This window comes from Nonomuraea mangrovi (genome assembly GCF_042681425.1).
Lineage (GTDB): Bacteria > Actinomycetota > Actinomycetes > Streptosporangiales > Streptosporangiaceae > Nonomuraea > Nonomuraea mangrovi.
On the sequence record NZ_JBHUFV010000046.1, the window covers coordinates 46,864 to 71,924 of the forward strand.

20 protein-coding genes and 1 pseudogene are annotated in these 25,061 nt (G+C 72.1%); 10 read left to right on the forward strand and 11 right to left on the reverse strand.

Annotated features, from left to right (window positions below; genetic code table 11):
* Nucleotides 1–43 precede the first annotated feature (43 nt).
* The 7 genes from ACFSKW_RS29720 to ACFSKW_RS29750 all read right to left on the reverse strand — a co-directional run bounded on the left by ACFSKW_RS29720 (nucleotide 44) and on the right by ACFSKW_RS29750 (nucleotide 9,242).
* Nucleotides 44–4,915: a DNA-binding protein gene (locus ACFSKW_RS29720; protein ID WP_379575775.1), complete on the reverse strand. Its 4,872-nt coding sequence runs from the start codon at nucleotides 4,913–4,915 to the stop codon at nucleotides 44–46.
* A gap of 2 nt (nucleotides 4,916–4,917) precedes the next feature.
* Nucleotides 4,918–5,784, reverse strand: a complete 867-nt coding sequence (locus tag ACFSKW_RS29725) for a DUF4132 domain-containing protein (RefSeq protein WP_379575776.1) — start codon at nucleotides 5,782–5,784, stop codon at nucleotides 4,918–4,920.
* 177 nt (nucleotides 5,785–5,961) lie between these two features.
* Nucleotides 5,962–6,369 carry a YybH family protein gene (locus ACFSKW_RS29730; protein ID WP_379575777.1) on the reverse strand — a complete coding sequence of 136 codons (408 nt, stop codon included), beginning with the start codon at nucleotides 6,367–6,369 and terminating at the stop codon, nucleotides 5,962–5,964.
* Nucleotides 6,370–6,495: 126 nt separating this feature from the next.
* The gene (locus ACFSKW_RS29735) at nucleotides 6,496–7,350 is read right to left on the reverse strand and encodes an NAD(P)-dependent oxidoreductase (RefSeq protein WP_379575778.1); all 855 of its coding nucleotides are present in this window, start codon (nucleotides 7,348–7,350) and stop codon (nucleotides 6,496–6,498) included.
* The gene (locus ACFSKW_RS29740) at nucleotides 7,347–7,949 is read right to left on the reverse strand and encodes a TetR/AcrR family transcriptional regulator (protein WP_379575779.1); all 603 of its coding nucleotides are present in this window, start codon (nucleotides 7,947–7,949) and stop codon (nucleotides 7,347–7,349) included. Before ACFSKW_RS29740 ends, ACFSKW_RS29735 begins: the two co-directional genes overlap by 4 nt.
* Nucleotides 7,950–7,983: 34 nt before the next feature.
* Nucleotides 7,984–8,781, reverse strand: a complete 798-nt coding sequence (locus tag ACFSKW_RS29745) for a GntR family transcriptional regulator (RefSeq protein ID WP_379575780.1) — start codon at nucleotides 8,779–8,781, stop codon at nucleotides 7,984–7,986.
* Between the two features lie 152 nt (nucleotides 8,782–8,933).
* Nucleotides 8,934–9,242: an NIPSNAP family protein gene (locus tag ACFSKW_RS29750; RefSeq protein ID WP_379575781.1), complete on the reverse strand. Its 309-nt coding sequence runs from the start codon at nucleotides 9,240–9,242 to the stop codon at nucleotides 8,934–8,936.
* 211 nt (nucleotides 9,243–9,453) lie between these two features.
* Between ACFSKW_RS29750 and ACFSKW_RS29755 the strand changes: the two are divergent.
* Nucleotides 9,454–9,786, forward strand: a pseudogene (locus ACFSKW_RS29755) (MerR family transcriptional regulator); the annotation flags it as partial.
* A gap of 218 nt (nucleotides 9,787–10,004) precedes the next feature.
* Complete coding sequence (locus ACFSKW_RS29760; protein ID WP_379575836.1) at nucleotides 10,005–10,442, forward strand: redoxin family protein; 438 nt, start codon at nucleotides 10,005–10,007, stop codon at nucleotides 10,440–10,442.
* Nucleotides 10,443–10,474: 32 nt separating this feature from the next.
* Here the strand turns inward: ACFSKW_RS29760 and ACFSKW_RS29765 are convergent, their stop codons facing one another.
* A complete protein-coding gene (locus ACFSKW_RS29765) occupies nucleotides 10,475–11,818 on the reverse strand; it encodes an aminotransferase class I/II-fold pyridoxal phosphate-dependent enzyme (RefSeq protein ID WP_379575782.1) in 1,344 nt (447 codons plus the stop codon).
* A 130-nt stretch (nucleotides 11,819–11,948) separates the two neighbouring features.
* On the opposite strand from ACFSKW_RS29765, the gene ACFSKW_RS29770 reads away from it, so the two are divergent.
* From ACFSKW_RS29770 to ACFSKW_RS29795, 6 genes are all read left to right on the forward strand, one after another.
* Nucleotides 11,949–12,251 (forward strand): hypothetical protein, encoded by a 303-nt coding sequence (locus ACFSKW_RS29770; RefSeq protein WP_379575783.1) that lies wholly within the window; start codon nucleotides 11,949–11,951, stop codon nucleotides 12,249–12,251.
* Nucleotides 12,248–13,402, forward strand: coding sequence for an N-methyl-L-tryptophan oxidase (gene solA / locus ACFSKW_RS29775; protein ID WP_379575784.1), 1,155 nt, complete (start codon nucleotides 12,248–12,250; stop codon nucleotides 13,400–13,402). Before ACFSKW_RS29770 ends, solA begins: the two co-directional genes overlap by 4 nt.
* 65 nt (nucleotides 13,403–13,467) lie before the next feature.
* Nucleotides 13,468–14,988, forward strand: coding sequence for an aldehyde dehydrogenase (locus ACFSKW_RS29780; RefSeq protein ID WP_379575785.1), 1,521 nt, complete (start codon nucleotides 13,468–13,470; stop codon nucleotides 14,986–14,988).
* An 84-nt stretch (nucleotides 14,989–15,072) separates the two neighbouring features.
* A complete protein-coding gene (locus ACFSKW_RS29785; protein WP_379575786.1) occupies nucleotides 15,073–15,777 on the forward strand; it encodes a hypothetical protein in 705 nt (234 codons plus the stop codon).
* Nucleotides 15,778–15,870: 93 nt separating this feature from the next.
* Nucleotides 15,871–17,487, forward strand: a complete 1,617-nt coding sequence (locus ACFSKW_RS29790; RefSeq protein ID WP_379575787.1) for an FAD-dependent oxidoreductase — start codon at nucleotides 15,871–15,873, stop codon at nucleotides 17,485–17,487.
* A gap of 34 nt (nucleotides 17,488–17,521) precedes the next feature.
* A complete protein-coding gene (locus ACFSKW_RS29795; RefSeq protein WP_379575788.1) occupies nucleotides 17,522–18,739 on the forward strand; it encodes a cytochrome P450 in 1,218 nt (405 codons plus the stop codon).
* Nucleotides 18,740–18,908: 169 nt separating this feature from the next.
* Here ACFSKW_RS29795 and yczE read toward each other — a convergent pair whose 3' ends face one another.
* Nucleotides 18,909–19,721, reverse strand: coding sequence for a membrane protein YczE (yczE, locus tag ACFSKW_RS29800; RefSeq protein ID WP_379575789.1), 813 nt, complete (start codon nucleotides 19,719–19,721; stop codon nucleotides 18,909–18,911).
* Between the two features lie 62 nt (nucleotides 19,722–19,783).
* Between yczE and yczR the strand changes: the two genes are divergently transcribed.
* On the forward strand, nucleotides 19,784–21,253 hold the full coding sequence (yczR, locus tag ACFSKW_RS29805; RefSeq protein WP_379575790.1) for a MocR-like transcription factor YczR: 1,470 nt from the start codon (nucleotides 19,784–19,786) through the stop codon (nucleotides 21,251–21,253).
* A 28-nt stretch (nucleotides 21,254–21,281) separates the two neighbouring features.
* Here yczR and ACFSKW_RS29810 read toward each other — a convergent pair whose 3' ends face one another.
* Nucleotides 21,282–21,824 (reverse strand): hypothetical protein, encoded by a 543-nt coding sequence (locus ACFSKW_RS29810; RefSeq protein ID WP_379575791.1) that lies wholly within the window; start codon nucleotides 21,822–21,824, stop codon nucleotides 21,282–21,284.
* A gap of 229 nt (nucleotides 21,825–22,053) precedes the next feature.
* Here ACFSKW_RS29810 and ACFSKW_RS29815 point away from each other — a divergent pair, with 229 nt between their 5' ends.
* Complete coding sequence (locus tag ACFSKW_RS29815) at nucleotides 22,054–23,109, forward strand: LysR family transcriptional regulator (protein ID WP_379575792.1); 1,056 nt, start codon at nucleotides 22,054–22,056, stop codon at nucleotides 23,107–23,109.
* A gap of 102 nt (nucleotides 23,110–23,211) precedes the next feature.
* Here the strand turns inward: ACFSKW_RS29815 and ACFSKW_RS29820 are convergent, their stop codons facing one another.
* Nucleotides 23,212–24,939: a tetratricopeptide repeat protein gene (locus ACFSKW_RS29820; protein ID WP_379575793.1), complete on the reverse strand. Its 1,728-nt coding sequence runs from the start codon at nucleotides 24,937–24,939 to the stop codon at nucleotides 23,212–23,214.
* Nucleotides 24,940–25,061 lie beyond the last annotated feature (122 nt).

Below are 25,061 nucleotides of genomic sequence, written 5' to 3' on the forward strand. Positions count from 1 at the left end.
AAGGGAAGTCCTCGAGGTCGTGGATTGGGGTAGGTGACCGGGCTCAGCGGCGCTTGCCGCGCCTGACCTGGAGCTCGGCGAACCGGGGGGCGTCGCCGTCCTTCACGCGCCGCCAGGCCCTGCCGTACAGGCCGGCGGCGGGCTCGGCGGGAACGAGCGGGCCGTTCCGGTTCTCGGACACGTCGAACAGGGGCGTCTTCCACTGTTCCAGCGGAAGGCGCGGCGACCTGAGCTCGCGCCAGCCGCCGGGCAGGAACAGCGAGCGCCCTGCCCGGTTCCTGGTGGCCTCGACGACGAGGTCCGTGGCGGCCAGCTCGGCGCGGGCCGACCTGAGCCTGGCGGGCTTCCAGCCGGTCCATCGGGCGACGTGGCGATCGGTGGGATCGGGCATGGCCAGCAGCATCAGGTACAGGGCCGCGGCGTCCTCGCCGAGGCCGTGCTCCTTCGCCACCTCGACCACCAGGTCGGGCACCGACCTGGTGGGGTCCTGCGGCCACCATGTGCCGTCGGCGTCACGCTCTCCCGCCACGGGGTCGCCGGGGTCGGCGAGGAGCGCCTCGAACCGCGGGTCGCGGGCGGTGCGCAGCGCGATGTCGACGGGGAACGGCTCCTCGGTGGCGAGGAGGGCGCGCAGGTAGGGATCCTCGCCCGCCGCGTCGAGCAGGGCGACGCGGATGCCGGGCGCGGGCCGGTCGTCGTAGGTCGGCATGACGAGCGCGCCGTACCTCTCGTAGCCCTCGGTGACCTCGGTCGGCGCGCCTGCGGCCTTCCTGAACGCGGGCAGGTCGACGTACCGGTCGAGGTCGAGCATCAGGCCAGGGGCGGCCAGCCGCGCGCGGACCGCCGCCAGTGTCTCGGGCAGCTTCGCGCGGATCGGGTCGCCCGCGGGGAGCCGGTGCGCCAGCCAGCCCGCCGTGTCGACGGCCACGACGAGGGCGTCGCCGGTGAACCCCGCGCTCGCCCCTTCGGTGGCCGCGACGCGGTCGCCGCTGACCGTCCACACCAGGTCGCGGGTCAGCTCGGGCGCGGCGGCCGGGTCGAGGAGCATGCCGAGCGCCCGGGCGCTGTCCCATTCGGTCTTCAGCGCGCGGCCGGCCTCGGCGGCGAGCCATTCGGGGATCGGCCTGCGCCGCCCCACCGCCTCGATCCAGATCCGGGCCGCGCGGGCGACGTCGGGGCCGTCCGTCCAGAGCCTCGCCGGGTCGTCCGGCAGGAGAGCCGCGACGACCGCCCTGCGGACGGTGACGCTCACCTCGCGCAGCTCGTCCTTGGCGATGGCGGCGTCACCGACCTTCACCCCGAGCGCGGCGCGCGTCTCCTTCGGCAGGAAGCTCCGCTCATGGCTGTCCACGTACGGCATGCCGGACACGACCAGCCTGGCCAGCGTCGGCGAGACGCCGGTGAGCAGCGCGAACTCCTCCGCCGCCGCCGGCCGCCACGGCGCGGGGCCCCGCGCGTCCAGCTCGGCGAGGAACGCCTCGAGCCAGCCCGCCTGCCCGGTTCCGCCGACAGGGGAGGATGACTTGACGGTGTAGGGGGCGGGGACCTCGAACCGGCCCGCGGGGTCGTGGAACAGCGCCGTCCACTCACCCCCCGCGTCGTCGACCGTCCAGCGTACGAAGGCGAGCAGCGCGCCGCCGGCCAGCGGGAGCAGGCCGAGCCAGGTGCCGGCGCGCAGGCCGCCCTCTGCCGTGCGCACGTGGTGGTTGTCGAGGCGCAGCGACATCCGGCGCCACCGGTCCTGACCGGCCGTGACGGGCAGGCCGAGGCCGTGCAGGTCGCCGAGCAGGCCGCGCAGTACCGTGCGGTGATCCTCCTCGGTCGTCGCCGCCGCGGCCTTGACCGCCGCCGCGGCGGGGTGGTCGAGCAGCGCGTCCCAGTGCAGCGCTGAGTCGGGCAGGCCGGGCAGGTCGAGGTGGGTGCGGCCGGCGGGCGCGGCGGGCGCGCCCTCCGCCACCGCGGCGCCGATCGCGTGCATGTGCCGGTGGGCGCCGTCGGTGTCCTGGCGGTGCCAGTAGTAGGGAACGAAGCTGCCGAGGCCGTTGAGCGCGGCGTCGATCAGCTCGTCCGTGGGCCCCACAGGTGCTGTCTCCCTGTGGCCGCCTTCGAGCACCTCGGTGAGCCTGGTCACGACGTCGCGCAGCGCGGTGCGCTGGGCGGCGGCGAAGCGCACGACCCCGGCGATGCCGGCCACGAGCGCGTCGTCGCTCACCTGCGGCAGCACCGCACGGATCCGCGCGGGCAGGTCGTTCTCCTTCGCCTCGCCCGCGTCGAGCAGGGCGGACGCGGTGTCCCTGCCGACGCGGCGCAGCGCGGCGGAGCCGTCCGCGTCTCTCGGCCTCAGGCAGTGCCAGTAGCGCACCGGCGGCAGGATGAGCGTGCCCGCCGCGAACGCGCCGGGAGCGGCGTCGGTCCTGGCGGTGGCCGTGACGACACCGTCGGCGTCGACCAGGGCGACCTGGTAGCTCCCCGGCCGCACGACGGCTGTGTGCCGCTCGTCCGACGGGAACGTCAGCGCGCGCACCGGAGGCCCGCCGTCGGGTCCGACGGTGACGGTCCGACCGGACAGGTCCTCGCCGCGCATCGATCCGTCGGGCAGCCGCACCACCCGCCAGCCATATACGCCGTCCACGGGGACGGCGGCCGGGGTGACCTCGTCCGAAGGGGCGGGCAGCACCCAGCCCGCGTGGAAGGCGCTGCCGGCCGGCGCGGAGCGCAGCGCGTCGGCGAGGAAGCCCGGCCTGGCCTTCCTGCCGCGGCGTCCGCCGACGGGGTCGAACTCGTGCCAGTCGGCTCCGCCCCGGTCGTCCTCCTCCCACGTCCACACCCAGAACGAGGTGCCGTCGCTGATCACCGATCGCTCGTCGGGCATGGCCGTGTCGCCCTTGTGCAGCAGCGTGTGGCCGGTCGTCCGCCCGCCCCCGGGAACCGGCAGGGTGACGGGGTCGTCGCCGCGGTACCAGTCCATGCGGGTGCCGCGGGGGCCGCTGCCGCCTTCCATCGGGCGCGGACGGTCGGGGGCGTTGTGCCAGTATCCGCGCAGCCCGCCGTCCAGCGCGCGGGACTGCCAGTAGACGAGCAGCTCGCCGTCCACGTGGTGGAAGCCGAGGTCGCTCCAGGTGTCGTCGGCAGGCACGCGGAGGTCGTGGGTGAGCACGGCGCCCTCGGCGCCGAGCACGCGGACCTGCGCCGAACCCCCGACGACGAGGTACGGCCAGGCGTCGGCGACCACCAGGTCGTCGATGTCCTTCTTCGGCACGAGGGCCGCGGCCGCCTCGTCCCACGCCGGCCAGCCCAGCTCGTCGAAGAGCCCGGCGCGCAGGGTCCTGGCGAGCACCTCGGCGACGTCGGCGCCGGCGGCCGCGCGCACCTCCTCCTCCGCCAGGGCCAGCGCCTCGCCGGGCAGCCAGGCCAGCTGCCGCATGGCGCCCGGCAGGTCGGGCAGCCCCGCGGCCGACGACCGCGCGGCCACCTTCCGCACCCACTCGGCCAGCAGGGGCCGCCCGCCGGGGGATCCGGCCAGGAGCCGGACGGCCCGCCTGCCGTCCTCGTCGTCGCAGAACCTGTCGGCGGCGTAATGGAAGGCCCGGTGATAGCGGGCGTCGGCGGCCAGGGCGAGCAGGTCGCGCTGGCCTTCGCCGCGTGCCCACTCCTCCAGCCGCAGTGAGCCCGACGCCGCCGAGTCGGCCACGGGGATGTCGAGAGCGAGCAGGAGATCCAGCAGGTCGACGTCGTACTCGACGGTCAGCGCCCCTCCGGAGGCGGCGAGCTCGGACCGCACGACGTCGGCCACTCGCTCCACCAGCGCGTACAGGGCGGGCAGGCGGGGCGGGACGCCCCAGGCCTCGTCGCGGGCCTTCAGGAAACGCTCGAGCCAGCCCGCGGTACCGTCGCCCGGCCGCTCCTGCTCGGGCACCTCGCCGCCGGCCAGGCCCACGGTCGCGCCCGACCCTTCGAGGATGTCCAGCCAGAGACCGGGCAGGTCGTGATCCCCGGCCTGCGGCATGACGTTCAGCAGCTTCCCGCGCGTCTCGGGATCGCGCAGGGCCAGCGCCGTGATCGCCGGACGGTGCGCCTTCCACCAGCCGGTCGGGGCCAGCAGGGTGGCAGACAGGCCGAGCAGCCGGGCCAGGAACGCCTGCTCCTCGGCGTCGGCGTCGGCGCCCGCGGCCTTGGCCAGCCTGCGCAGATCCGTCGCCATCTGCGTCGACGGCGGGAGCCCTCCCGCGGTGCGCCGCACGCACAGCCGCGCGAACCTGCGCAGCGCCTCGTCCGCCGGCAACCGGGCAGCCAGCTCCCTCGCGTAGCCGGACAGCACCTTGACCGGTAGCGCTCCCGCCAGCGCGAACTCGAGGAACACCGCGTCGAGCCGGTCCTCGTCGACCGCCAGGCCGTGCTGCGCCTCCGCCTTGCGCGCGTGGCCGAACAGCTGCGCGGCGTAGGTGGCGTTCTCGACCTCGAGGAACACCCGGCCGGCCTGCTCGTAGAACGTGGGCAGGAAGTGCGGGACCGACGCGGCCAGCCTGCCGGCGAGCTCCTGGTAGGCGTCCAGCGCGGCCTTGGGCTTGGACTTGGCCTGCCGCGCCGTGCGCTCCAGCTCCGGCACGACGGCGAGCGCGTGGTGACCGTCCTCAGGATGGTGCACCAGCACCCACTCGGGGAAGCCGAGAGACCGGCGCGAGCCGAGGCCGACGACCTCCGGCTCCCTGTCGGGCGACAGGCCGAGGAAACTCGCCGCCAGGTCCTCGGCCGCGCCGAGCTCGGCGGCGACCAGGCGGACCACCACCCGGCCGTCTAGGCCCGGATGGCGGTAGGTCCTGGCGGTCAGCGGCACCGCCCGCTCGCCGGCCCCCTCGGTGCCCGGAGGCAGCACCGCGCCCGCCCTCAGCAGCTCCTCCGCCGGCGACATCCGCATGCTCACGCGTCCTTCCCCTCGTCGACCCGCCGTCCGGCGTAGAGCGCCGCCGCCATCCGCATCCCCTCCGACCAGGCCACAGGGCCCACCTCGCGAAGCGGGAGCGACCTGCCCTCCTGGTCGTTCCAGCTGAGGCCGCCCGTCGTCACCTCGTCGTCCCAGTACGGCTCGCCGATCCACACACTGGCCTCGGTGATGCGCTCCGCGTCGCGGACCCTGCAGGTGGCGTAGCCGCCGGACACCCGGTAGCCGAGCGAGGTGGCGCGCGCGGCCAGCCCGAACCTGGAGTCGTACCTGCCTCCGGCGAACTCCTTCACCTCGGTCGCCTTCTCGGCGAGCTCCGCCGGCTTGTGCCAGGTGGCGCGGTGGATCTGCTCGACCTTCTGGACGAGGCCCAGTTCGGCGGCGAACTCGCGCAGGTCGTCGAGATCGGGCAGCAGCACCGGGTGCGGCAGCGTCACCGTCGTGGGCGACAGCCGTACGGTCTCGCCGTCGAGGTTGACCACCCGCAGCTCACCGGCATCGGTGGCGTCGCGCAGGAACCCCACCTCGTCGGGGTCGTCGCCGACCACGGCCATGTCCCGCAGCGCCGACTGCCAGGCCTCATCCGGCCACACGCGGGCCAGCAGGCCGGTCGGGACGGGCAGGGCCGAGACCATCCAGAGGTCGACCTGGGCCACGCACGCGGCGGCGTGCCGGTCGAGCCACTCGGCGAGGCGGCGCAGCCGGTCGACCTCCGGATGCTCCTTTAACGCCTTCGGCAGCGATTTCAGCTGCCGTCCCGCCGCCCTGCCGGACGTGGCCCTCGCCGCGACCCTGCCCTCTATGAGGGCGACTTCGTACCCGTCGCCCGCCGCCAGCCAACCCAACGCTGCCCCGCCTTTCGCCGTCGTCGAACACACGGGAACGTCAGCTCCCGCCCGCTGTGATGCGCGGAACGCTAGCGGCGCCGACCGACAAAAGCACCCGAGTCCGACACTTCGGGGTAAGGGGGCGGCCGAAGAGATCGCGTACCGGCGCGGCTGCCGCCCCGCGACCCGCCGGGGTCAGCCGACGGCAGGACCGACAGGGAAGGAGTGGTGCTCATGGACGACCACCCAGCGGCCGTCGTCCTTGCGGAGGCCGAGCGTCAGCCGCAGGCGATTGTCGGGGTTGGCGGCGAACTCCTCCCGGGTGCCGCACCGCAGCAGCGCGTGGGCGAAGGCGACGTCCTCACCGGCGGTGACCTCCAGCGACTCGATCTCGAACGAGGCGCCGTTCGCCTGCCACTGGAAGAAGGGCGGCCACGTGTCACGGTAGGCGTCGAGGCCGCGCACGCCCTCGTAGGGCGGCGGAACGTCGAACATCACGATGTCCTCCGCGTGATCAGCGAGAACCCCCTTCAGGTCACCGCCGTGGACCGCTTCGGCCCAGAGCTCGATCAGTGCGCGGATCCGCTCGTCGTCGGTCTGCATGACTTTCCTTTCGGGTCGGTGCGTCCTTCAGGACTACAACCCGCGCGGATCCGCAGACTCATCGCGAGGCCGCCGAGGGCCGGAACCCGCTCGCGCCGCGGGCTCCGACCGTGCCTGGCGGCGAACCTAGGCGGACGGGAAGCTGGCGAAGTAGCCGGCCGCCATGTCGTCGTCGCCGTGCCCCTGCGACTCGGCTCGCCTGAACCGCTCGCCGGCGGCCTCGGCCAGGTCCACCGACACGCCCGCCCTCGCGGCCGCCTCGGCGATGAGCCGCGTGTCCTTCTCGGCGTTGCGCACGGTGAAGCTGGGCGTGTAGTCCCCGCCGACGATGGCCTTCATCTTCGCCTGCAGGTAAGGGCTGTCCATCGGCCCGCCGGTGATGACCTCGCCGAACAGCGCGGGGTCCACCCCGAGCCCCTTGGCCAGCGCGAGAGCCTCGGCCAGCACGGAGGTCAGCGCGATCCCGAAGCCGACCGTCGTGAGCTTGAGCCGGGTGGCCGCCCCCGGCTCGCCGACCCACAGCGTCTTGCCGCCGACGGCGGAGAAGACAGGTTCGAGCCGCTCGTCGGCCGGCCCCGCCGCCAGGATGACCAGGGTCCCCGCTTCGGCGGGCTGCCTGGTGCCCTGCACCGGCGCGTCCACGAAGACGAGACCGTGGGCGCGGGCGAGTTCGCCGAGCCGTTCGAGGGCGGCCACGCCGACCGTGCTCATCTGCGCCCATACCTGACCGGAGCGCAGTCCGGGGGCGGCGGCGGACATGGCGTCATGGACCGCGTCGCCGTCGTTCAGCATCGTGATGACGACGTCGGCGCCGGTCACGGCCTCGGCAGGGTCGGCGGCGACGACGGCGCCGTCCGCCTGCAGCGGCAGCGCCTTGTCCTTGGTCCTGTTCCAGACCCTGACATCGAGGCCGGCCTTCAGCAGGTTGCGTGCCATGGCCGCGCCCATGATCCCCGTACCCAGCAGCGCGACGGTGGTCATAGCGAACTCCTATCGTGAATGAACAGTACAGATAGCGCCAGATCGACGACCGCCACGAGGCGCCGCCGGTCGGCGCCCGCCTTGCCCTGGACGCGCAGCCCCTGGATCGTCGTCATGACGAAGTCGGCCATCGCGGTCACGTCGGCGTCGGGCGGCAACTCGCCGCGCGCCCTGGCGCCGCGCAGCAGGGCGGTGAGGGCCATGGCATTGCGGTCGAGGGCCCCGCCGGCCACGCGGGCGGCCACGGGGTCGCCCGGCAGTCGTTCCGTCACCGTGTTGGTGATCAGGCAGCCGCGCCGCTCCGGGTCCGCGACCGTCGCGTCCACGAGGTGAAGCAGCACGTCACGGAGCACCTCGTGGACGGGGGCCGCGCTCTCCATCCGGGCGATCAGTTCGGCTGAGGACCGCTCGGCGTAGCGCGTGAGCGCGGCCTCGTAGAGCCCCTCCTTGCTGCCGAACGCGGCGTACAGCGAGCCGCGGCCGATCCCCGTCGCCTCGACCAGATCCTGGACCGAGGTCGCGGCGTAGCCCTTTCGCCAGAAGACGCCGACCGCCTCGTCGATGACCGCGTCGGTGTCGAACTCCCTCGTCCTTGCCACGCGAGGTACTCTAGTCCAGATCTGGAACAAACAGTCAAGATTCGAGGTCGGCCAGGGCCCTCCGCGCGTAGGCGCGCACGTCCGCGTCGGCGTCGGTCAGCACCGATCGCAGGGCGGCGCCGACCTCAGGGGAGGCCGCCCACGGTGTGAGCGCGAGCACGGACGCCTTGCGCACGTCGAGGTTGGCGTCCGACAGCGCCGCCACGAGCGGCTCCACGGCCGTCGACCGGTCCGCCGCGCCCAAGCAGCGGGCCGCGCCCACCCGCACCTGCCAGTCGGCGTCCTTCAGCCCGCGTACGGCCTCCGCCTCCAGCGGCTGCCCGACGGTGCCCGACGACTCCAGCGCGGCGGCCCTGACCAGCGGATCGCCGTCGGCGGCGAGCACCGCCAGCGCGCCCGACGGCTTGCCGAGCAGCACGTCGAGCCCGGTCGCCCGGACCACGGCGTCCGCGCTGGCCAGCCGTTCGGAAAGCGCGGCGCCCAGTTCGGGGGTGGCGGGCAGGACCTCGACGAGCTCCCTGAGACCGGTGGCGGCGGCCCGCCGCTCGGCCAGGCCGAGCAGCCGGTGCAGGCCGTGCGGGTACTTCTCGGCGGCCACCGTGGTGCCCACGCCAGGGCAGCGCTCGACCAGACCCTCGTCGCGCAGCAGGTCGAGCGCCTCGCGGACGGTGTTCCTCGAGACGCCGAACTCGCGTGCGAGCGCCGCCTCCAGCGGCAGCTGGCCGCGCGCGACCTGCCCGTGGACGATCTGCCTCCTCAGCAGGTCCGCGACCTGCCTCGCCCGATCCGCCCGGCGTCGTCGGACGTCCGGCACGGCCGCAACCCGGTCCATACCCGCCTCCCTGCTCGCCCTCCGTCGCGCATCAAGATCTGCCACCGCCGCCGGCCGTACGTCCGGCTGTGGCGGGCCGTCAGCCCGCGTGACGGCGACGTCACCACCCCGCGTGCGGTCCCGCGTCGCCGCCGGTCAGCAGCCCGTCGGCGCTAGTCGGGGAGCAGCGGTCGCATGAACGTCCGTTCGTACCGCACCACGCAGCCGCTCTCGTCCCTGATCCTGTCGGCGGCGATGAAGTCGGGATGCTTTCCGAACAGCCCGCGATACTGCTCATAGGCGGCGAGGCTGGGGAAGCTGAACAACGCGAGCGCCTTGTCGCTGGCGCCTTCGGCGGGAAGGAAGTACCCGTGATGTGATCCGCCGTGCCGGTTCACCAACGCGATCCAACGGCGCGCGAACTCCTCGAACGCGGCCAGCTTCGTGGGGTCGATCGTGTAGTCGACGACACAGGTGATCACTTCTGTTCCCTCGGTGGGTTGTCGGTCGGATGTGCGTACCTGTCAAGGCCTGGTGAACGGTGAGCTCTTGCCCGCCGTCGTGACCTTCCATGCGCAGGCCGATCCAGCCGCGGGCTTCCATCCGTGTCGGGCCGGGCACGTCCTGCGGCGGTCGGGGGAGACGATCGCTTGACCTGCACCCGAAGGGACAGGTTTAGCGTGGGGGAGAGAGGTGACGCGAAGGGAGATTCCGTTGCGCGCGAGTGAGGCCGCTGTCGCCGCCGGGGTGAGCGTGAAGGCCCTGAAGTACTACGAGGACCTCGGCCTCGTGCGGCCTGCGCGCCTTCCCAACGGCTATCGGGACTACAGCGGGCAGGACGTCAGGCTGGTGGCGGAGATCCGCAACCTGACCTCGCTCGGCCTGTCACCGAAGGAAACCCGGCCATTCCTCGACTGCCTGCGCGAGGGGCACGAGGTCGGTGACGACTGCCCGGAATCGCTGGCGGCGTACCACCGCAAGATCCAGCAGCTGGACGCGTTCATCGCACGCCTTTCGCGGACCCGCCGGCAGCTGACGCGGCAGATGCACGCGGCGGCAGGGCGGGGCTTCGGATCCCATCACCCTGACCAGGAGCCGCCTGACATGCTGCCCCAGCCCGACATCCTGCCCGACGACCTGCCCGCTCCCGTCGACGACGGGGCCGCCCGGCACCTGCCGGGGCTCACCTTGCCGAAGCTCGCGTTCCCCGCCACCGACGGCGGAGAGGTACGGCTCGACGACGTGTGCGACGGACGCTGGGTACTGTTCGTCTATCCGCTGACCGGCAAGCCGGGGGCCGACATCCCCAGGGCTGGGACGAGATCCCCGGCGCCCGCGGATGCAGTCAGGAAGCGTGCGGCTTCCGGGACCTTCTGGCCGCCCTGCGTGCGGAGGGCGCCGAGCGGGTCGTCGCGCTGTCGACGGACCGAGCCGAGTACCAGCGCGAGCTGGTCCGGCGCCTGCATCTGCCGTACCCCATGGTGTCCGACCCGACGTTCGCCCTCGGTCGCTCGCTTGACCTGCCGACGTTCGAGGCGAACGGCCTGACGTTGTACAAACGCCTCACCATGGTGGTGCGAGGCAACACGGTCGAGCACGTCTTCTATCCGATCTTCCCGCCGGACACGCACGCCGCCGAGGTGCTGGACTGGCTGCGCCGGAACCCGCTTTCCCACGCGTGAGCAGGTGACGCGGCGACGGGTCGTGGTCCGTCTCAGCCTCGCCGGGAGGCGCGCGGTCGCAGGACGTCGGCGATGTCGTCGGCGAGCCGGGAGGCGTCGGCGAGGTCGAGGGTCGACGTGGTGACGCGGATTCCCGGAGGGCAGGTCTTGCGGTAGGCGCCGCCGGGGCTGACGGCCCAGCCGCGGTGAGCCAGATCCACGGCCGCGTTGCCCTCCTGGTGGACGGGCACCCACACGTTCAGCCCTGTCGCTCCGTGGGCGGGCACGCCCCTGAAACGCAGCTCGGCGAGCAGCGCGTTGCGGCGCGCGTCGTAGAGCTCCCTGGCCTGCCGCAGCCCCGCCTGGACCGCCGGGTCGCGCAGCAGGTGGACGACGGTGCGCTGCAGGACGTGCGACACCCAGCCAGGGCCGAGCGCGTGCCGGCCGAACACCCTGGCGAACAGGTGCGGCTCGGCCGCGACGATGGCCAGCCGCAGGTCGGGCCCGAGTGACTTGGCCACGGACCGCGCGACCGCCCACCGCTGGACCCGTCCGGCCAGGCTGGCGCGCGGCGGTTCCATGAGCGACAGGTGCTGGTCCTCGATCACGACCAGGTCCGGCCGGTCGGCGAGCGTCTGGGCCAGCTCGGCCGCCCTCCTGCCGGACAGGCCGGAGCCGAACGGGTTCTGCCCGCTCGGGGTGTGGACCAGCGCGGACGCCCCCCGCTCCAGCGCGGCCCGTACGGCCTCGGGCCGGAGACCCTCGTCGTCGACGGCGGCAGGGACGGCCTGCAGCCCGGCCGCGCGGATCAGGTCGAACAGGTCCGGGTAGCCGGGGTCCTCGACGATCACCCGGTCGCCCGGGCGGCAGCAGGCCAGCAACGCGCGTTCGACGAGGTCGAGCGCGCCGCTGGTGACCCCGACGTGATCGGCGGACAACCCCTTCACCAGCTCGTGCAACTGGGGCAGGACCAGGGAACGCAGCTCGGGGTCGATTGTGGGCTGGCCGTACAGCCGGGGGGTGTGGCTCTCCTCGGCGGCCGCGAGGAGGGCCGGTCGTAGGCTCGGCAGCAGCGCGCGGTCGGGCCCGCCGTGACTGAGGTCGATGCCAGGCGGCTGCGAGGGCGGGGCAGGGCTCGCGGGCAGGTCCAGCTTCAGCGGCGGTACAGGTGCGACGACGCTGGTGCGGCGCTCGTTCGTCACGATCACCCCGCGTTGCCGCAGTTCTGTGACGGCGCCGACGACCGTCGAGGGGCTGACGCCGAGATGGCGGGCAAGGACGCGGACGGAGGGGAGCGGCTGGCCGGGCGCCAGCGTTCCGGCGCTGACCGCGCGCTCGACGCTGAGCACCAGCTCCTTCCTGCTGCGTCCGGTGATGACGTCCTGCCAACCGCTCACTGTGCCTCCTCGTCGCCGACGCCTGGGTTCATCATGCCGAGCGCCTTGACCTCTCACCACGCTGGATGCTTCTATGACAGAACAGATGAACAACTGTACCAGTACAGAAGTCCTCATGGGGAGGAAGACGATGATCGCCCGTATCTGGCACGGCGCCACCTCGCTCGACAAATCCGGCGACTACCTGAGGCTGATGCGCGAAGTCGCCATCCCCGACTACCGCTCCACCCCCGGCAACCAGGGCGCCTACGTGCTGCACCACGAGGACGCGGAGGCGGCCCACTTCCTCACGCTGACGTTCTGGGAGTCCGAGCGGTCGATCGCCGCCTTCGCAGGCGACGACGTCACCGTCGCCAAGTACTACGACTTCGACAGCGACTACCTGCTGGAGAAGGAATCCCGTGTGACCCACTACCACCTGTACGACCGGTGAGCGCCCTGGACCTGCTGGTGGTCGGCGGGGGAGTGACGGGTACCGCCACGGCCTCGGCCGCCGCCCGGCGGGGACTGCGCACCCTCCTGGTCGAGCAGTTCCACATCGGCAACCCCCACGGAAGTTCCCACGGGCCGTCCCGCATCATCCGACTCGCCTACGACGGCGCCGACTACGTCGCTCTCGCGCGCGAGGCCTACGGGCTGTGGCGGAGGGTGGGGCACGATGTCCGGCAGCGGCTGCTGCGCGGGACCGGCGGGCTCGACTTCGGTTCAGCCGACACGCCGTCATTGCGGGCCACCGCCAGGACGATGGAGGCGTGCGACGTCGAATTCGAGCGGCTGTCGCCGGACGAGCTGGCCGGCCGGTTCCCGCAGCTGCGCCCGGACCCCGGCATGGAGGGCCTCTACCAGCAGGACGCCGGTGTGCTCGACGCCGACACCTGTGTACGCGCGCTGGCCACGGATGCCAGGGCGCACGGGGCCGAGATACGCGAGCAGGCACGCGTGCGCCGGCTCAGGCCCGTGCCCGGCGGAGTGGCCGCCGACGTCAACGGCGTGGACGTTCGCGCCGCGGCGGCCGTGATCGCCGCGGGATCGTGGACCCGTCCGCTGCTGGCCGAGATGGGACGCCCCCTTCCGCTGTCGGTGACGCGCGAGCAGGTCGCCTACTTCGCCGCCCCCTCCACCGCCTTCGGGCCTGACCGCTTCCCCGTCATGATCGAGCACCGGGCCGGCCGGCCCCCGATGATCTCGATGTTCCCCGAGCTCGAGCCGGGCGGCGGCGTGAAGCTCATGCTCGACCGCGACGGCCCGGAGATCGATGCCGGCGATCTGTCAGGAGTCGTGCACGAGCCGGCGCTCAAGCGGCTCATGGCACACGCCCGCCACCGGCTGCCGGGACTCGGGCCGCTCGTCCGTGCCGAGACCTGCCGGTACACCATGACACCCGACGAGGACTTCGTCCTCGACCTGCTTCCCGGCCAGGCCACGATCGGCGTCGCGTCGGCATGCTCGGGTCACGGCTTCAAGTTCGGCCCGGTCCTGGGGGAGATCATGGTCGATCTGCTCACGACGGGAACGACGGCGCGCCCGGTCTCCCGGTTCTCTCTCGACCGCCCGGCCCTGGCCGTACCGGCCTCCTCGCGATGACCGCCACGGCCCCACGACGCCGTCGAGGCGCCGCCGACCTCCGACCACAGGACAGGAGCGAACACATGCTGCTCGACCGCGACGTCGCCGAGATCAGCACCATGGCCGGACGGCTCCGGCCCGAGACGCGCGCCTTCATCGACGGCGAGTACCGCACCGGCGCGCTCGGTCACGCCTTCGCGACCGAGAACCCGGCGACCGGCGAGGTGATCGCCAAGGTGGTGATGTCCACCGGAGAGGACGTGGACGCCGCCGTCGTGTCGGCCAGGGCATCCTTCGACGACGGGCGCTGGTCAGGCCGCTCGCCCCGCGAGCGCGGCCGTGTGCTGCGACGCCTGGCCGAGCTCATGGACGAGCACCGGGAGGAGCTGGCACTGCTGGAGTGCCTCGACACCGGCAAACCCGTCCGCGACGTGCTCACCGGGGACATCGCGAAGTCGGCCGACATGACCCGATGGTACGGCGAGGCCGCGGACAAGCTGTACGACGAGGTGGCGCCGACGAGAACCGACGTGCTGGCCGTGGTACGCCGCGAGCCGCTCGGGGTGGTCGGCTGCGTCACCCCGTGGAACTTCCCGCTGTACCAGGCCGCCTACAAGCTCGGCCCTGTGCTGATGTCCGGGAACAGCCTGATCATCAAGCCTGCCGAGCAGACCCCGCTGACGACCATCCGGATCGCCGCCCTCGCCATGGAGGCAGGCCTGCCGCCCGGCGTGCTCAACGTGGTTCCCGGCGACGGCCCGACCACGGGTGCCGCTCTGGGCCGCCACCCGGACGTCGACGTCCTCGCCTTCACGGGCTCGACGCGGACGGCACGCCGGTTCCTCGGCTACGCCGCCGAGTCCAACGCCAAGAAGGTGTGCGTCGAGGCGGGCGGCAAGTCGCCGCACATCGTCTTTCCCGACGCCGCCGACCTCGAGGTCGTGGCCGAGGCGGTGATATGGGGGATCTTCTACAACCAGGGCCAGGTGTGCAGCGCGGGAAGCAGGCTGTTCGCCCACCGGGAGATCGTCGACGACCTGCTGGACCTCGTCGTACGGCGCGCACGCGAGCTGCGCGTCGGCGACCCGCTCGATCCGGCGACGCAACTGGGCGCGCTGATCAGCGCGGAGCAGAAGGCGCGGGTCATGCGGTACGTCGAGCGCGGCCGCGCCGAGGGCGCGCGGCTGGTCACCGGCGGCCACGAGGTGCTCGCCGAGACCGGCGGGCACTTCCTCGCGCCGACCGTGTTCGACCAGGTCCGCAACGACATGACGATCGCCCAGGAGGAGATCTTCGGGCCTGTGCTGTCCGTCCTCACCTTCGACGAGGTCGACGAGGTGGTGCGCATGGCCAACGACACCGTCTACGGCCTCGGCGCCGGACTGTGGTCCAGGGACATCGATCTGGCACTGCACGTGGCCGGGCGGCTGCGGGCCGGGCAGGTGTGGGTGAACGACTACGACGGCAGCGACTGGTCGGTCCCGTGGGGCGGGTTCGGGCAGTCGGGCACCGCGCGCGACAAGTCCCTGCACGCCGTCGAGGAGTACACCGCGCCGAAGGCGACCTGGATCCAGACGAGACCTCCCCGGCTCACACCCCGCTGACGCCCCTCTGCTCGCCGCTGAGCCCGCCAGGGCGGTTACACACCGTAGCGGAAGGATACGAAAGCCCGTACAGGGTGCGCTGGAATGGGGGACCGCATGCAGGGCAGTGCCGATCCGCCGGCGAAGAGCCTGCGCACTCCCCGCGCCGCGGGCGCCGCGGGCATCCTCGCCGCCCTGATGCTGGGCGGCGCCATGGTCCTGGTGCGCCTGGCGTTCCCCGACCGGCCGCTCGACGCGGCCGAGTACCTCGCCGACACCTCAAGCCACCGTGCCCTGCGGGTGGCCCTGGTGCTGCTGCCGTACGGCGGGATCTTCTTCCTGTGGTTCATGGGGGCCCTGCGGGACTCGATCGGCGCGCGTGAGGACAGGTTCTTCGCGACGGTCTTCTTCGGCGCGGGCCTGCTGTACGTGGCGATGCTCCTCGTCTTCGGAGCGACGGCAGGCGCCTACCTCGACACGATCGAGGAGATGAAGGCCGCCGGACAGCCGGGCAACCTCCACCATTTCGGGCGCTATCTCACGTTCACCCTGCTCGCCGAGTACGCGCCCCGCATGGCCGCCGTGTTCACGCTGACGGCCACGACCATCGCCACCCGTCTCGGCATCTTCCCCCGCTGGCTCAGCGCACTCGGCTATCTCGCCGGGCTGGTGCTCCTGCTCGTCGTCAGAACCGTCGTCTGGACGGAGATGCTGTTCCCCGTCTGGGTCCTGGCCGTGGGCTGCTTCCTGCTCGGCGCACCGCCGGCGGGCAATGGCGTCCGCCTGACCGCGAAAATACCCAATCCATGACCTTTCCTCGCTTATCGCCGAGAGAGTGCCGGGTAAGGGGGTGTCAGATCGGCCTGGGGGCGTGTCCCGGCCCAGATCGACGGGGGAGTGGCTGTGAGAGTTGTCGTTGATCTCACGCGCTGTCAGGGATACGGGCAGTGCGCCTTCCTGGCGCCTGACGCGTTCACGATGCACGGCCAGGAAGCCCTCATGTACGACACCGACCCTGGCGACGAACAGCGGGAGAAGGTGCTGCAGGCCGCCGCCGCATGTCCGGTCCAGGCCATCCACGTCGACAGGATGGCCACCCAGCACAGAACCGTGGACCCCGAGTTGCGCCATCCCACCAGGGACGGTGACGACGAGTTCAAGCGCAACGGGCACATCGTCATCGTCGGCGCCTCGCTCGCCGGTGGCCGGGCCGCCGGCGTCCTGCGAAGGGACGGCTTCAAGGGCACGGTGACCCTGATCGGCGACGAGCCGTACCCGCCGTACGACCGGCCGCCGCTGTCCAAGCAGGTGCTCGCGGGCAAGGTCGACGCCGAGCACACCATGCTTCCCCAGCTGCGCGACATCGACGTCGAATGGCTCGCGGGCACCCCGGCGACGGGACTGGACATCGGTGCCAAGCAGGTGCGCCTGGCCGACGGCAGGCAGATCGACTTCGACAAGGTGCTGATCGCCACGGGCGCGCGCGCCAGGCCATGGCCGAAGAAGGAGGAGGCGGCGCTCGACGGCGTGTACGTGCTGCGCACGCTGGACGAGGCCGACCGGATGCGCGAGCGGCTGGCCGCAGGGGTCGGGCGGGTGCTGATCATCGGGGCCGGGTTCACCGGCTCGGAGGTGGCCTCGGTCTGCCGCAGCCTCGGGCTGGAGGTGACCGTCGTCGAAGCGGGTCCCGCTCCGCTGGTCGGCGCGTTCGGCAAGGTGATCGGCGACATCGCCGCTGACATGCAGCGCGAGGCCGGAGTGGACCTGCGCTGCGAGGTCACGGTCACGGCGCTGGAAGGAGACGCCGACGGGCGGCTGGTCGGCGCGCGGCTGTCCGACGGCAGCAGGGTCGAGGCCGACATGGCCGTGGTCGCGCTCGGCGCGCTCCGCAACGTCGAGTGGCTGGAGGGTTCCGGCCTCGCGGCGGGACCCTGGGGGGTGGCCACCGACGCGGGCTGCCGCGCCGTCGACATCAACGGCCTGGTCACCGATGACATCTTCGTCGCCGGCGACGTCGCGCGGTTCCCGCACCCGGTCTACCACTACCAGTTCATGGCGCTGGAGCATTGGGGCAACGCCGTCGCCCAGGCCGAGATCGCCGCCCACAACATGCTCAGCGACCAGGCCCACCGCTGGCCGCACCTGTCGCTGCCGGTCTTCTGGTCCAACCAGTTCAACACCAACATCAAGTCCGTCGGCGTGCCCAGCGTCGCCGACGAGGTCGTCATCGCGCAGGGCTCGGTCGAGAACCGCCGGTTCGTCGCCGTGTACGGATACCGCGGAAGGATCACCGCCGCGGTCACCTTCGACCAGGCGATGTGGCTGGACTTCTACCGCGACCTCATCGAGCGGGCCGAGCCGTTCCCGCCCGACTTCCACATGGTCGGCAGACCCGAGGAACTGCGGCCCGTCCCGGCCGAGGTCCCGCAGCGGATGGCTCCAGCGGAGGGCGCGACCGTCGTGGTGACCGGCCACGATCCGGCCGAACGCCGCGTCTCGCTCGTTCGGCATCAGCAGTAGGACCCTCGAACGACGAGACAGGGAGGCACGCTCCGTGGAGCCGGCAACCATCTACGAGCAGATCCACCAGTTCGCCAACCGGGCGAACCCGTACCCGCTGTACGCCGAGCTCCGCAAGACGCCCGTCTTGAGGCTGGAGGACGGCAGCTACGTCGTCAGCACCTACGACGAGATCGTCGCGCTGCTGCACGACCCGCGCATCAGCTCAGACAAGCGCAAGGCGGACAACCCGCCCCCCGAGGAACCGCTGCCGCCCTCCTTCATCACCACCGACCCGCCCGAGCACGACCGGCTCAGGGCGCTCGCGATGCGTCACTTCGGACCACCCCATGCGCCACGCACTGTCGACGACATGCGCGGAGAGCTGCACGAGATCGTCAAGGACCTGATCGACGGCATCGCGGACAGGACGCAGGCCGACGTCGTCGACGACATCGCCTACCCGTTCCCCGTCACCGTCATCTGCCACCTGCTCGGCGTGCCCCGCGAGGACGAGCCCAAGTTCCACCACTGGGCGGAGGAGATCGTGGAGACCCTCGGCGTCGGCGAGGGCGGCGTGGAGGAGCGGGCCAGGCGCCGCCACGCCGCCATCATGGCGCTGGCCACGTACCTGGGTGGACTGGCCCAGGCCCGCCGCGAGAACCCGGGCGACGACGTGCTGTCGGGACTGGTCACCTACGAGGGTCCCGACGGGGCGCTCTCGGAGATCGAAGTGATCACCACCGCCACGTTGCTGCTGATCGCGGGGCACGAGACCACGGTCAACCTGATCACCAACGGGATGCTGACCCTTCTGCGCGATCCAGGGCTGATCGAACGGATCCGTAACGAGCCCGACCTGGTGATCCACACGGTCGAGGAGCTCCTGCGGTTCGAGCCGCCGGTGCAGTTCCTGCCGCAGCGTGTCGCGCTCGACGACATCACGATCGCGGGCGTCACCATCCCCAAGGGCTCCTCCATCGCCCTGGCCCTCGCGTCGGGCAGCCGCGACCCGGCGCACGTGCACGATCCCGACCGGTTCGACCCCGACCGCCCCTACATCCAGCACCTCGGGTTCGGCGGGGGGATCCACCACTGCTTCGGCGCTCCGCTGGCCCGCCTGGAGGCCCAGATCGCCCTTCGCGAGCTCGCGAGGCGGCTGGTGAACCCGAGGCTCGTCACCGACCCGCCGCCCTACCGCCCGAGCTCGACGCTGCGCGGCCCGCGCCACCTCGCCATCGAGTACGACCGGGTCCTGCCGTACCAGCCTTGACCCAGGCGATGTGCCCGAGCGGCAGCGTGGCCGTGGCCGCGATGGACGGGTCCAGGTCGACGATGTGGCTCGGGTGGAAGAGACCGGATGCCTGGTTCGCTCATCTCTCCGCTCGCTCGCGCATTCGTGAGCGCACGCCTTCGCGATCTCCGGCGACGTGGGCCCGGCGTCAGGGTAGGGGATGGGAGTCGGCGCGGGGTTCGTCGGGCGAGGGCTGCCCGCCGGCGCGGTCGGCGGCGTCGCGGTACGCGAACCAGGGCATGAAGAACTGGGTGATCGGGCCGACCGCGAGTGCGTACAGCACGGTGCCGACTCCCACGGTCCCGCCGAGCAGCCAGCCCATCGCGAGCACGGTGAGCTCGATCCAGGTACGGACGAGCCGGATGGAGCGTCCGGTGGCGGCGGACGCGCCCGTCATCAAGCCGTCCCTGGGACCTGGGCCGAAGCGCGCGCCGACGTAGACGGCGACGGACAGTCCGTTGAGGAGGATCCCCCCGGCGAGCAGACCGGCCCGGGCGGGGAGCCCGAGGTCCTGGGGGATGAGCAGGAGGCCCAGGTCGGACGAGCACGCCAGGACGGCGATGTTCGCGACGGTGCCGAACGTCGGTGCCTGCCTGAGCGGGATCCACAGCAGCAGCACCACGACGCCGATGACCGCGCTGATCGTGCCGAAGCTCAGGGGCGTGTGGCGTTCCAGCCCCTCGTACAGGACGCTCCACGGGTTGACACCGAGCGAGGCCCGCACCATGACCGAGAGGCTGAACCCGTAGAGGGCGAGGCCGATGAACAGCTGGGGGAGACGTCGCAGTGGACGTTCGGTGAGGCGGACGTAGGTGAGCGGGGGAGGGGAGGGGGTGGAGCGAGGGGCCGGCCGAGCCGTGACACGTGCCCGACGGCGGCGCTCCAGCCGGTGCCCGTCACCGTCGGTGATCTCCTGCTCCATACCGCTCGCCTCCAGGGGTTCGTCTGACTTCAAGGCCAATGAGGCGAGTCTGTAGAGTGATTGGCTCAGAAGACATGGCCAATCTCAGGGGAATGGTTGGTATGGCCGACTCGAACCCGCTGGAACGCGGCGATCGGGCCCTGGGCAGCCGGCAGCTCGCCGCCATGCTGCCCGACCTCGCCGGAGCGCGGCCCGCCTATCGCCACCTGGCGGAGGCGATCAGCGCGCTGATCCTGGACGGACGGATCGCGCTGCACGTACGGCTGCCCGCCGAGCGGGAACTGGCGATCGTCCTGAACACGAGCAGGGCCACGATCACCGCCGTGTACGACCTGCTGCGCGAGCGCGGGTTCGCACACAGCCGCCAGGGTTCGGGCACCTGGACGGACCTGCAGGAAGGCCGCGGGACCACCGGCGTCACCCGGCTCCTCGGCCCGGAGGACATCGCGATCGACCTGGCCAGGGCAGCCCCCGGACTGCCCGGGCAGGCGCTGGCGGACGCTCTCGCGACCGTCGCCCCCCACCTCTCGGAGCACGCGAACACCCCCGGCTACCACCCGTACGGCCTGCCCGACCTGCGCGCCGCCGTCGCCGAGCGCTTCAGCCGGCGCGGCCTTGCCACCGTGCCCGAACAGATCCTGGTGACCTCCGGCGCCCAGCACGCGTTCACGCTGGTCCTGGCGCTGCTGTGCCGCCCCGGGGACCGCGTCATGGCCGAGAATCCGTCCTATCCGAACGCTTTGGACGCCATGCGCAGAGCGCGGCTGCGCACCGTGTCCGTCCCGGTGACCGACACCGGCTGGGACATCGAGATCATCGAGTCGACCCTGCGCCAGGCGGTGCCCCGCCTCGCGTACCTGATCCCCGACTTCCACAACCCGACCGGTTGCCTCATGCCCCAGCAGGAGCGCGCCCGTCTCCTGCGAGCCGCGCAACGCTCCGGCACGTGGCTCGTCGTCGACGAGACGCTGGCCGAACTCGCCCTCGACGTCCCCGCCCCGCCGCCTCTCGCCTCCCACGCCACGCCTCGCGGGAGCGGCCAGATCATCACCATCGGCTCGATGAGCAAGACCCACTGGGCGGGATTGCGCATCGGCTGGCTGCGCGCCCCCGCGCGCCTGGTCACCGAACTCGCCGGGCAGCGGGTCGCCACCGACATGGGCGGCTCGGTCCTGGATCAGCTGCTGGCCCTCACCCTGCTGGCCAGGGCCGGAGAGCTGGTGCCGCCTCGCCTGGAACACCTGCGCGAGCAGCGCGCCGCCCTGGCCGCCGCCCTGAACGAGCACCTGCCTGACTGGACCTGGCGACCGCCGCCCGGCGGCCTTTCGCTGTGGGTCGACCTGGGCGAGCCCATCGCCTCGGCGCTGGCCGAGCGCGCGCTGGACTACGGCGTGCGGATCGAGGGCGGCGCCTACTTCGCCACCGACCCCGGCATCTTCGAACAGCGCCTGCGCATCCCCTACACCATGCCGCCGGACACCCTGCGCGAGGCCGTGCGCCGGATGGCCACCGCTCTCGCCGACGGCCCATCGCCGTCACCCGCTTCCCGGCGACCGCACTGGGTCGCGTGAGGGCATCCCCCGGGCGGCGACGCCCGGGTCAGTTCCGCCCCTCCTTGCGCGCCCTGACGGCGCGGTTGGAGGGGCCGAGCCACATCAGGACCAGTGCCGCGACCGTGGCCGCCACGCCGACACCGTCCAGGAAGCGCAGGATCGTCGGGACGTCGTCGGTGAGGTCCAGCAACCAGATGCCGAGGCCGATGAGGGCGAACGGGATGACCGCGATCCGTGCCCAGTTCCTTCGCGCCCAGACGAACGCCCCGAAGAACAGGAACGTCACTCCGACGAACGCCATGATCGAGGTCCGCGCGGTGAGCGTGGAGTAGGCGTCGTCCAGGGCCGCCGCGATCAGCGTCTCCCCAAGGCTCGCGGCGTCCGCGGAGCCGCCCAGCTCCCTCTTGATCACTTCGTCGATCAGGCCGCGCAGCAGCTCCCTGCCGCCGGTCAGCGCGACGACGAGGCTGCCGATGCCCGCGAGCGCCGCGAGCGCGAAGAGGGCCGCGGCCGCCCTCAGCGTCGCCGGTCTCGCCGGCGGCCGGCCGCCGTGTTGCGGCGCGGCTGTATACGCGTGCGATGATGCCATGATCACTCCTGGTCAGAGACGATTGTCATGCTGAAATGCCCGGCGCACCGGACGGCGCGGACGGCCCGCTTTCGAGATGAATCCCGGCGGGGGCGAGAAGCAATGCTCTATGTTTCGATCACCGATGTCCATCGGAAGTCGAAAGAATCTTCGGATGAGTTCGGCGGGAACTGGGATCAGTTTCCACGGGACCTTCCGTGCAACACGAAAGTGAGGATGTGAGCCGCACATGTCAGCGCCGCTTCCCGAACTGGTGCCGCCGGCCGACCCGATGGCCGAACTCCTGAGTTGCCCGCCCGCGCTGCTCGACACCACGTTGGACCAGCTCCGGACGTTGATCGTCGTTCGGCGGACGGGGTCGGCGCTGCAGGCGGCACGGCTTCTCGGCAGGGAGCAGTCCAGCGTCCAGAAACAGCTCGACACGCTCAACCGCAATTTCCAGTCGTTGTGCGGCGAGATATTGGTGAGCAAGCGCGGCAGAGGGAAGGACTTCGTTTTCACCCCCACCGGCGAGATCCTCGTCGAGGGCGCGCGAGCGGTGCTCGCGCGCTCGATGGACGACCTTCACGAATCTCGGCGGCGCATCGGGAAAACGCTCACGGTGGGCACGACGGAATTCACGCTCTGGATTCTCGCCCGTGCCTGGGAAACGCTCGCGGACGAATTCGCGCGCCTTGGCGTCGAATTCCGGCTCGTGCACGTCCGCACCAGGGATTTCTGGTCCCGCCTGGACGAGGGGCAGGTGGACCTGCTGTGCGGCAGCGTCGTCACGCCGGTCGGTGACCACGCCAGCCACGGCAAGTACGACAGCATCGAATGGCGCCGCGGCAGCCCCGTCCTGCTGACCAACCTTCCGGAGGCCGACCTGCCCGGTGACGCGGTCGCCACCAGCGCACTCGGCGGACTGCCGCTGATCGTGCCCGTGAGCGGGCTGATCGCCGACTTCCTTGCGCGCTGGTTCGGTCCCGCGTTCCGTGACCGGCTGAACATCGTGGCCGAGATCGAGGATCTCCAGTACGGCGTCGCGCTCCTGAGGGCGCGGCTGGCCAAGGGCTGCATGATCGTGACCCGCACGCTCGGCCGCCGTGCGGTCGAGGCGGCGGACGGCACGGCACTGCGCGTCGTCGAGCTGACGCACGACGTCGATCCCAAGCTGGAGATGGTCTCGGCGGTGTTCACCAGGAAGGGCGAGCGCGAGCGGTACGGGCCCGATCATCCGCTGAACCTGCTGTGGGAGGCCCTGGGCAGAGAGGCGGCCGAGACCGGCCACCCCGCGGGAGGGTAGCCGGGCAGCTCGGGGACGGCGGGCGGCGGGTGTGTCCGCCTTCGGATCGGCGCCGTGGTAACGGCACCGCCGACGGCCGTGACGGGCCCGCGCGGGTGCCGGTCAGGTCGAGCCCATGGCGGTCCTGACCTGCTCCATCAGCGTGGCGTCCCCGGACCGGGCCGCGAGGCGGTGGCACAGCTCGTACGCCTCGCGGGCCGCCGCGCGGTCACCCTGTTCGGCGCGTGCCCGCCCGAGCTGGAGCACCGCCTGGACGACGTCCTCCGTGAGGTCCCCGGCCAGTTCGAGCACCCAGTGGAACGACGCCTCCGCCTGCGACGGGTCCCGGTGCACCGCCCACAGCAGGCAGGTCGCCGCGGGGTAGGCGTCACGAGCCGTCCGCGGCACCCGCCGCCAGGCGGACTCGGCGCCCGCCAGATCGCCGCGCCGCATCACCAGCACCCCGTGGAAGAACCACGCCCTCGCCTCCAGCGGGCCGAGTCCCACCTCGCCCAGCCGGCCGATCCCGATCTCCGCGCCCCGCGAGCCGTGCTCGTACGAGAACATGAGCCCGACCAGGGCGGCTCCCCACGCCGCGTGCAGGGGATGGCCGGTGTCCATGGCCCGCTCGTACGAGCGCACCGCCGCCCCGATGTCCCCTTGCGCGAGGAAGTGCTCGGCGGCCTGGAGCGCAGCCGTACCCACCAGGTCGGGATCGTTCAGATCCACCCCCTCCACCGTGCTGCGCGCCTGGTCCAGGTCGCCGAGCAGGCTGAGCTGCTCGAGCGAATCCTGGGCCCTGGCCCGGTCCTCGGGGGTGCCGATCTGGAGCGCGAGCAGCCAGGCGGCCTCGGCGCCCCTGAAGTCGGTCTCCCTGGTCAGCAGGACACCGAGGTTCACGGCGGACTTGCCGCTGAACATCGGCTGCCGCAGGTCCGCGGCGTCCTGGTAGGCCCGCCGCGCGCCGTCGGCGTCCCCGTTCTCCTCCAGCAGGGTGGCGAGGTTGAACAGCCCGCCCGCGGCGGCCAGCGGGTCCGGGCTGTGGGAGACCTGGCGCAGCTCGGCGATGCCGGCTCCGAGATCGCCCAGCTCGCGGGCGAGCAGCACCCCGACGTTGACCGCGGCCATGGCCGCGGCCCAGCCCTCCCCGTGCTGTGCCTGTCTCAGCACGGCGACCGCGCGGCCGGCCTGGCCCCGGGCGCTGAGAATCGAGGACAGGTCGATCGCCGCCATGGGCCCGTACCTCCGATGTCCGGTGGCGATCGCGCGTTCGAGCACGGGCACGGCACGTTCGTGCTCACCCGCCATGGAGAGCGCCGAGCCCAGGTAGGCGAGCCCTTCCGCCGCCACCTCCAGGATCGGGGAGTCCGAGGCCTGCCCGAACGCCTCGGCGGCAGCGTCCAGATCCCCTTCGGCCACCCACAGCCGGCCGCGTCCGAGCGCCGCGCGGCCGACCACCTCCTCGGCGGTGGCCGGGGTCTCGCGAGGGGTGATGTCGTGCCGGGCGAGGACCTTCATGTTGTCGCGCCCGGCCTTCCCGACTCGCTTGGTGCCATGGTCGGTGGCGTAACGCCAGGCGGCCTGGGCGGCCTCCAGATCCTCGTCGACCAGCACGTCGCCGATGCGCAGGGCCGCGTGTGGGGCGAGCTCGGGCTCGCCGCCCTCCACGATGCGCGAGAACCAGTCGAGCGCCTCCGCGCGAGAACCGTTCGCGAGCAGCGTCTCCGCACACTCGGCGAGCATCTCCGCCCCCTCCCGCGTACCGGAGATGTCGGCGGCCATGGCCAGGATCGCGATGTTGAGACCGCTCTCCGGTGGCAGCCGAGGGATCCTGCCGATGGTCCGAGTCATGCCGCTCCTGCCTCGCCTTCTTCACGTGCCAACCACGATCAAAGTGCGTTTCTACCAAAAGGCACGTCCGGAACGTCGCTATTTGCGGTGATTATCTCGGGATCATTTGTAGTAATCCTCTA

Bases quoted from the DNA above. Each gene is read 5' to 3' on its own strand.
- ACFSKW_RS29720 (WP_379575775.1), bottom strand. From the start codon at position 4,915: ATGCGGATGTCGCCGGCGGAGGAGCTGCTGAGGGCGGGCGCGGTGCTG.
- ACFSKW_RS29730 (WP_379575777.1), bottom strand. From the start codon at position 6,369: ATGCAGACCGACGACGAGCGGATCCGCGCACTGATCGAGCTCTGGGCC.
- ACFSKW_RS29735 (WP_379575778.1), bottom strand. From the start codon at position 7,350: ATGACCACCGTCGCGCTGCTGGGTACGGGGATCATGGGCGCGGCCATG.
- ACFSKW_RS29745 (WP_379575780.1), bottom strand. From the start codon at position 8,781: ATGGACCGGGTTGCGGCCGTGCCGGACGTCCGACGACGCCGGGCGGAT.
- ACFSKW_RS29770 (WP_379575783.1), top strand. From the start codon at position 11,949: ATGATCGCCCGTATCTGGCACGGCGCCACCTCGCTCGACAAATCCGGC.
- ACFSKW_RS29780 (WP_379575785.1), top strand. From the start codon at position 13,468: ATGCTGCTCGACCGCGACGTCGCCGAGATCAGCACCATGGCCGGACGG.
- ACFSKW_RS29785 (WP_379575786.1), top strand. From the start codon at position 15,073: ATGGGGGACCGCATGCAGGGCAGTGCCGATCCGCCGGCGAAGAGCCTG.
- yczR (WP_379575790.1), top strand. From the start codon at position 19,784: ATGGCCGACTCGAACCCGCTGGAACGCGGCGATCGGGCCCTGGGCAGC.
- ACFSKW_RS29810 (WP_379575791.1), bottom strand. From the start codon at position 21,824: ATGGCATCATCGCACGCGTATACAGCCGCGCCGCAACACGGCGGCCGG.
- ACFSKW_RS29815 (WP_379575792.1), top strand. From the start codon at position 22,054: ATGTCAGCGCCGCTTCCCGAACTGGTGCCGCCGGCCGACCCGATGGCC.
- ACFSKW_RS29820 (WP_379575793.1), bottom strand. From the start codon at position 24,939: ATGACTCGGACCATCGGCAGGATCCCTCGGCTGCCACCGGAGAGCGGT.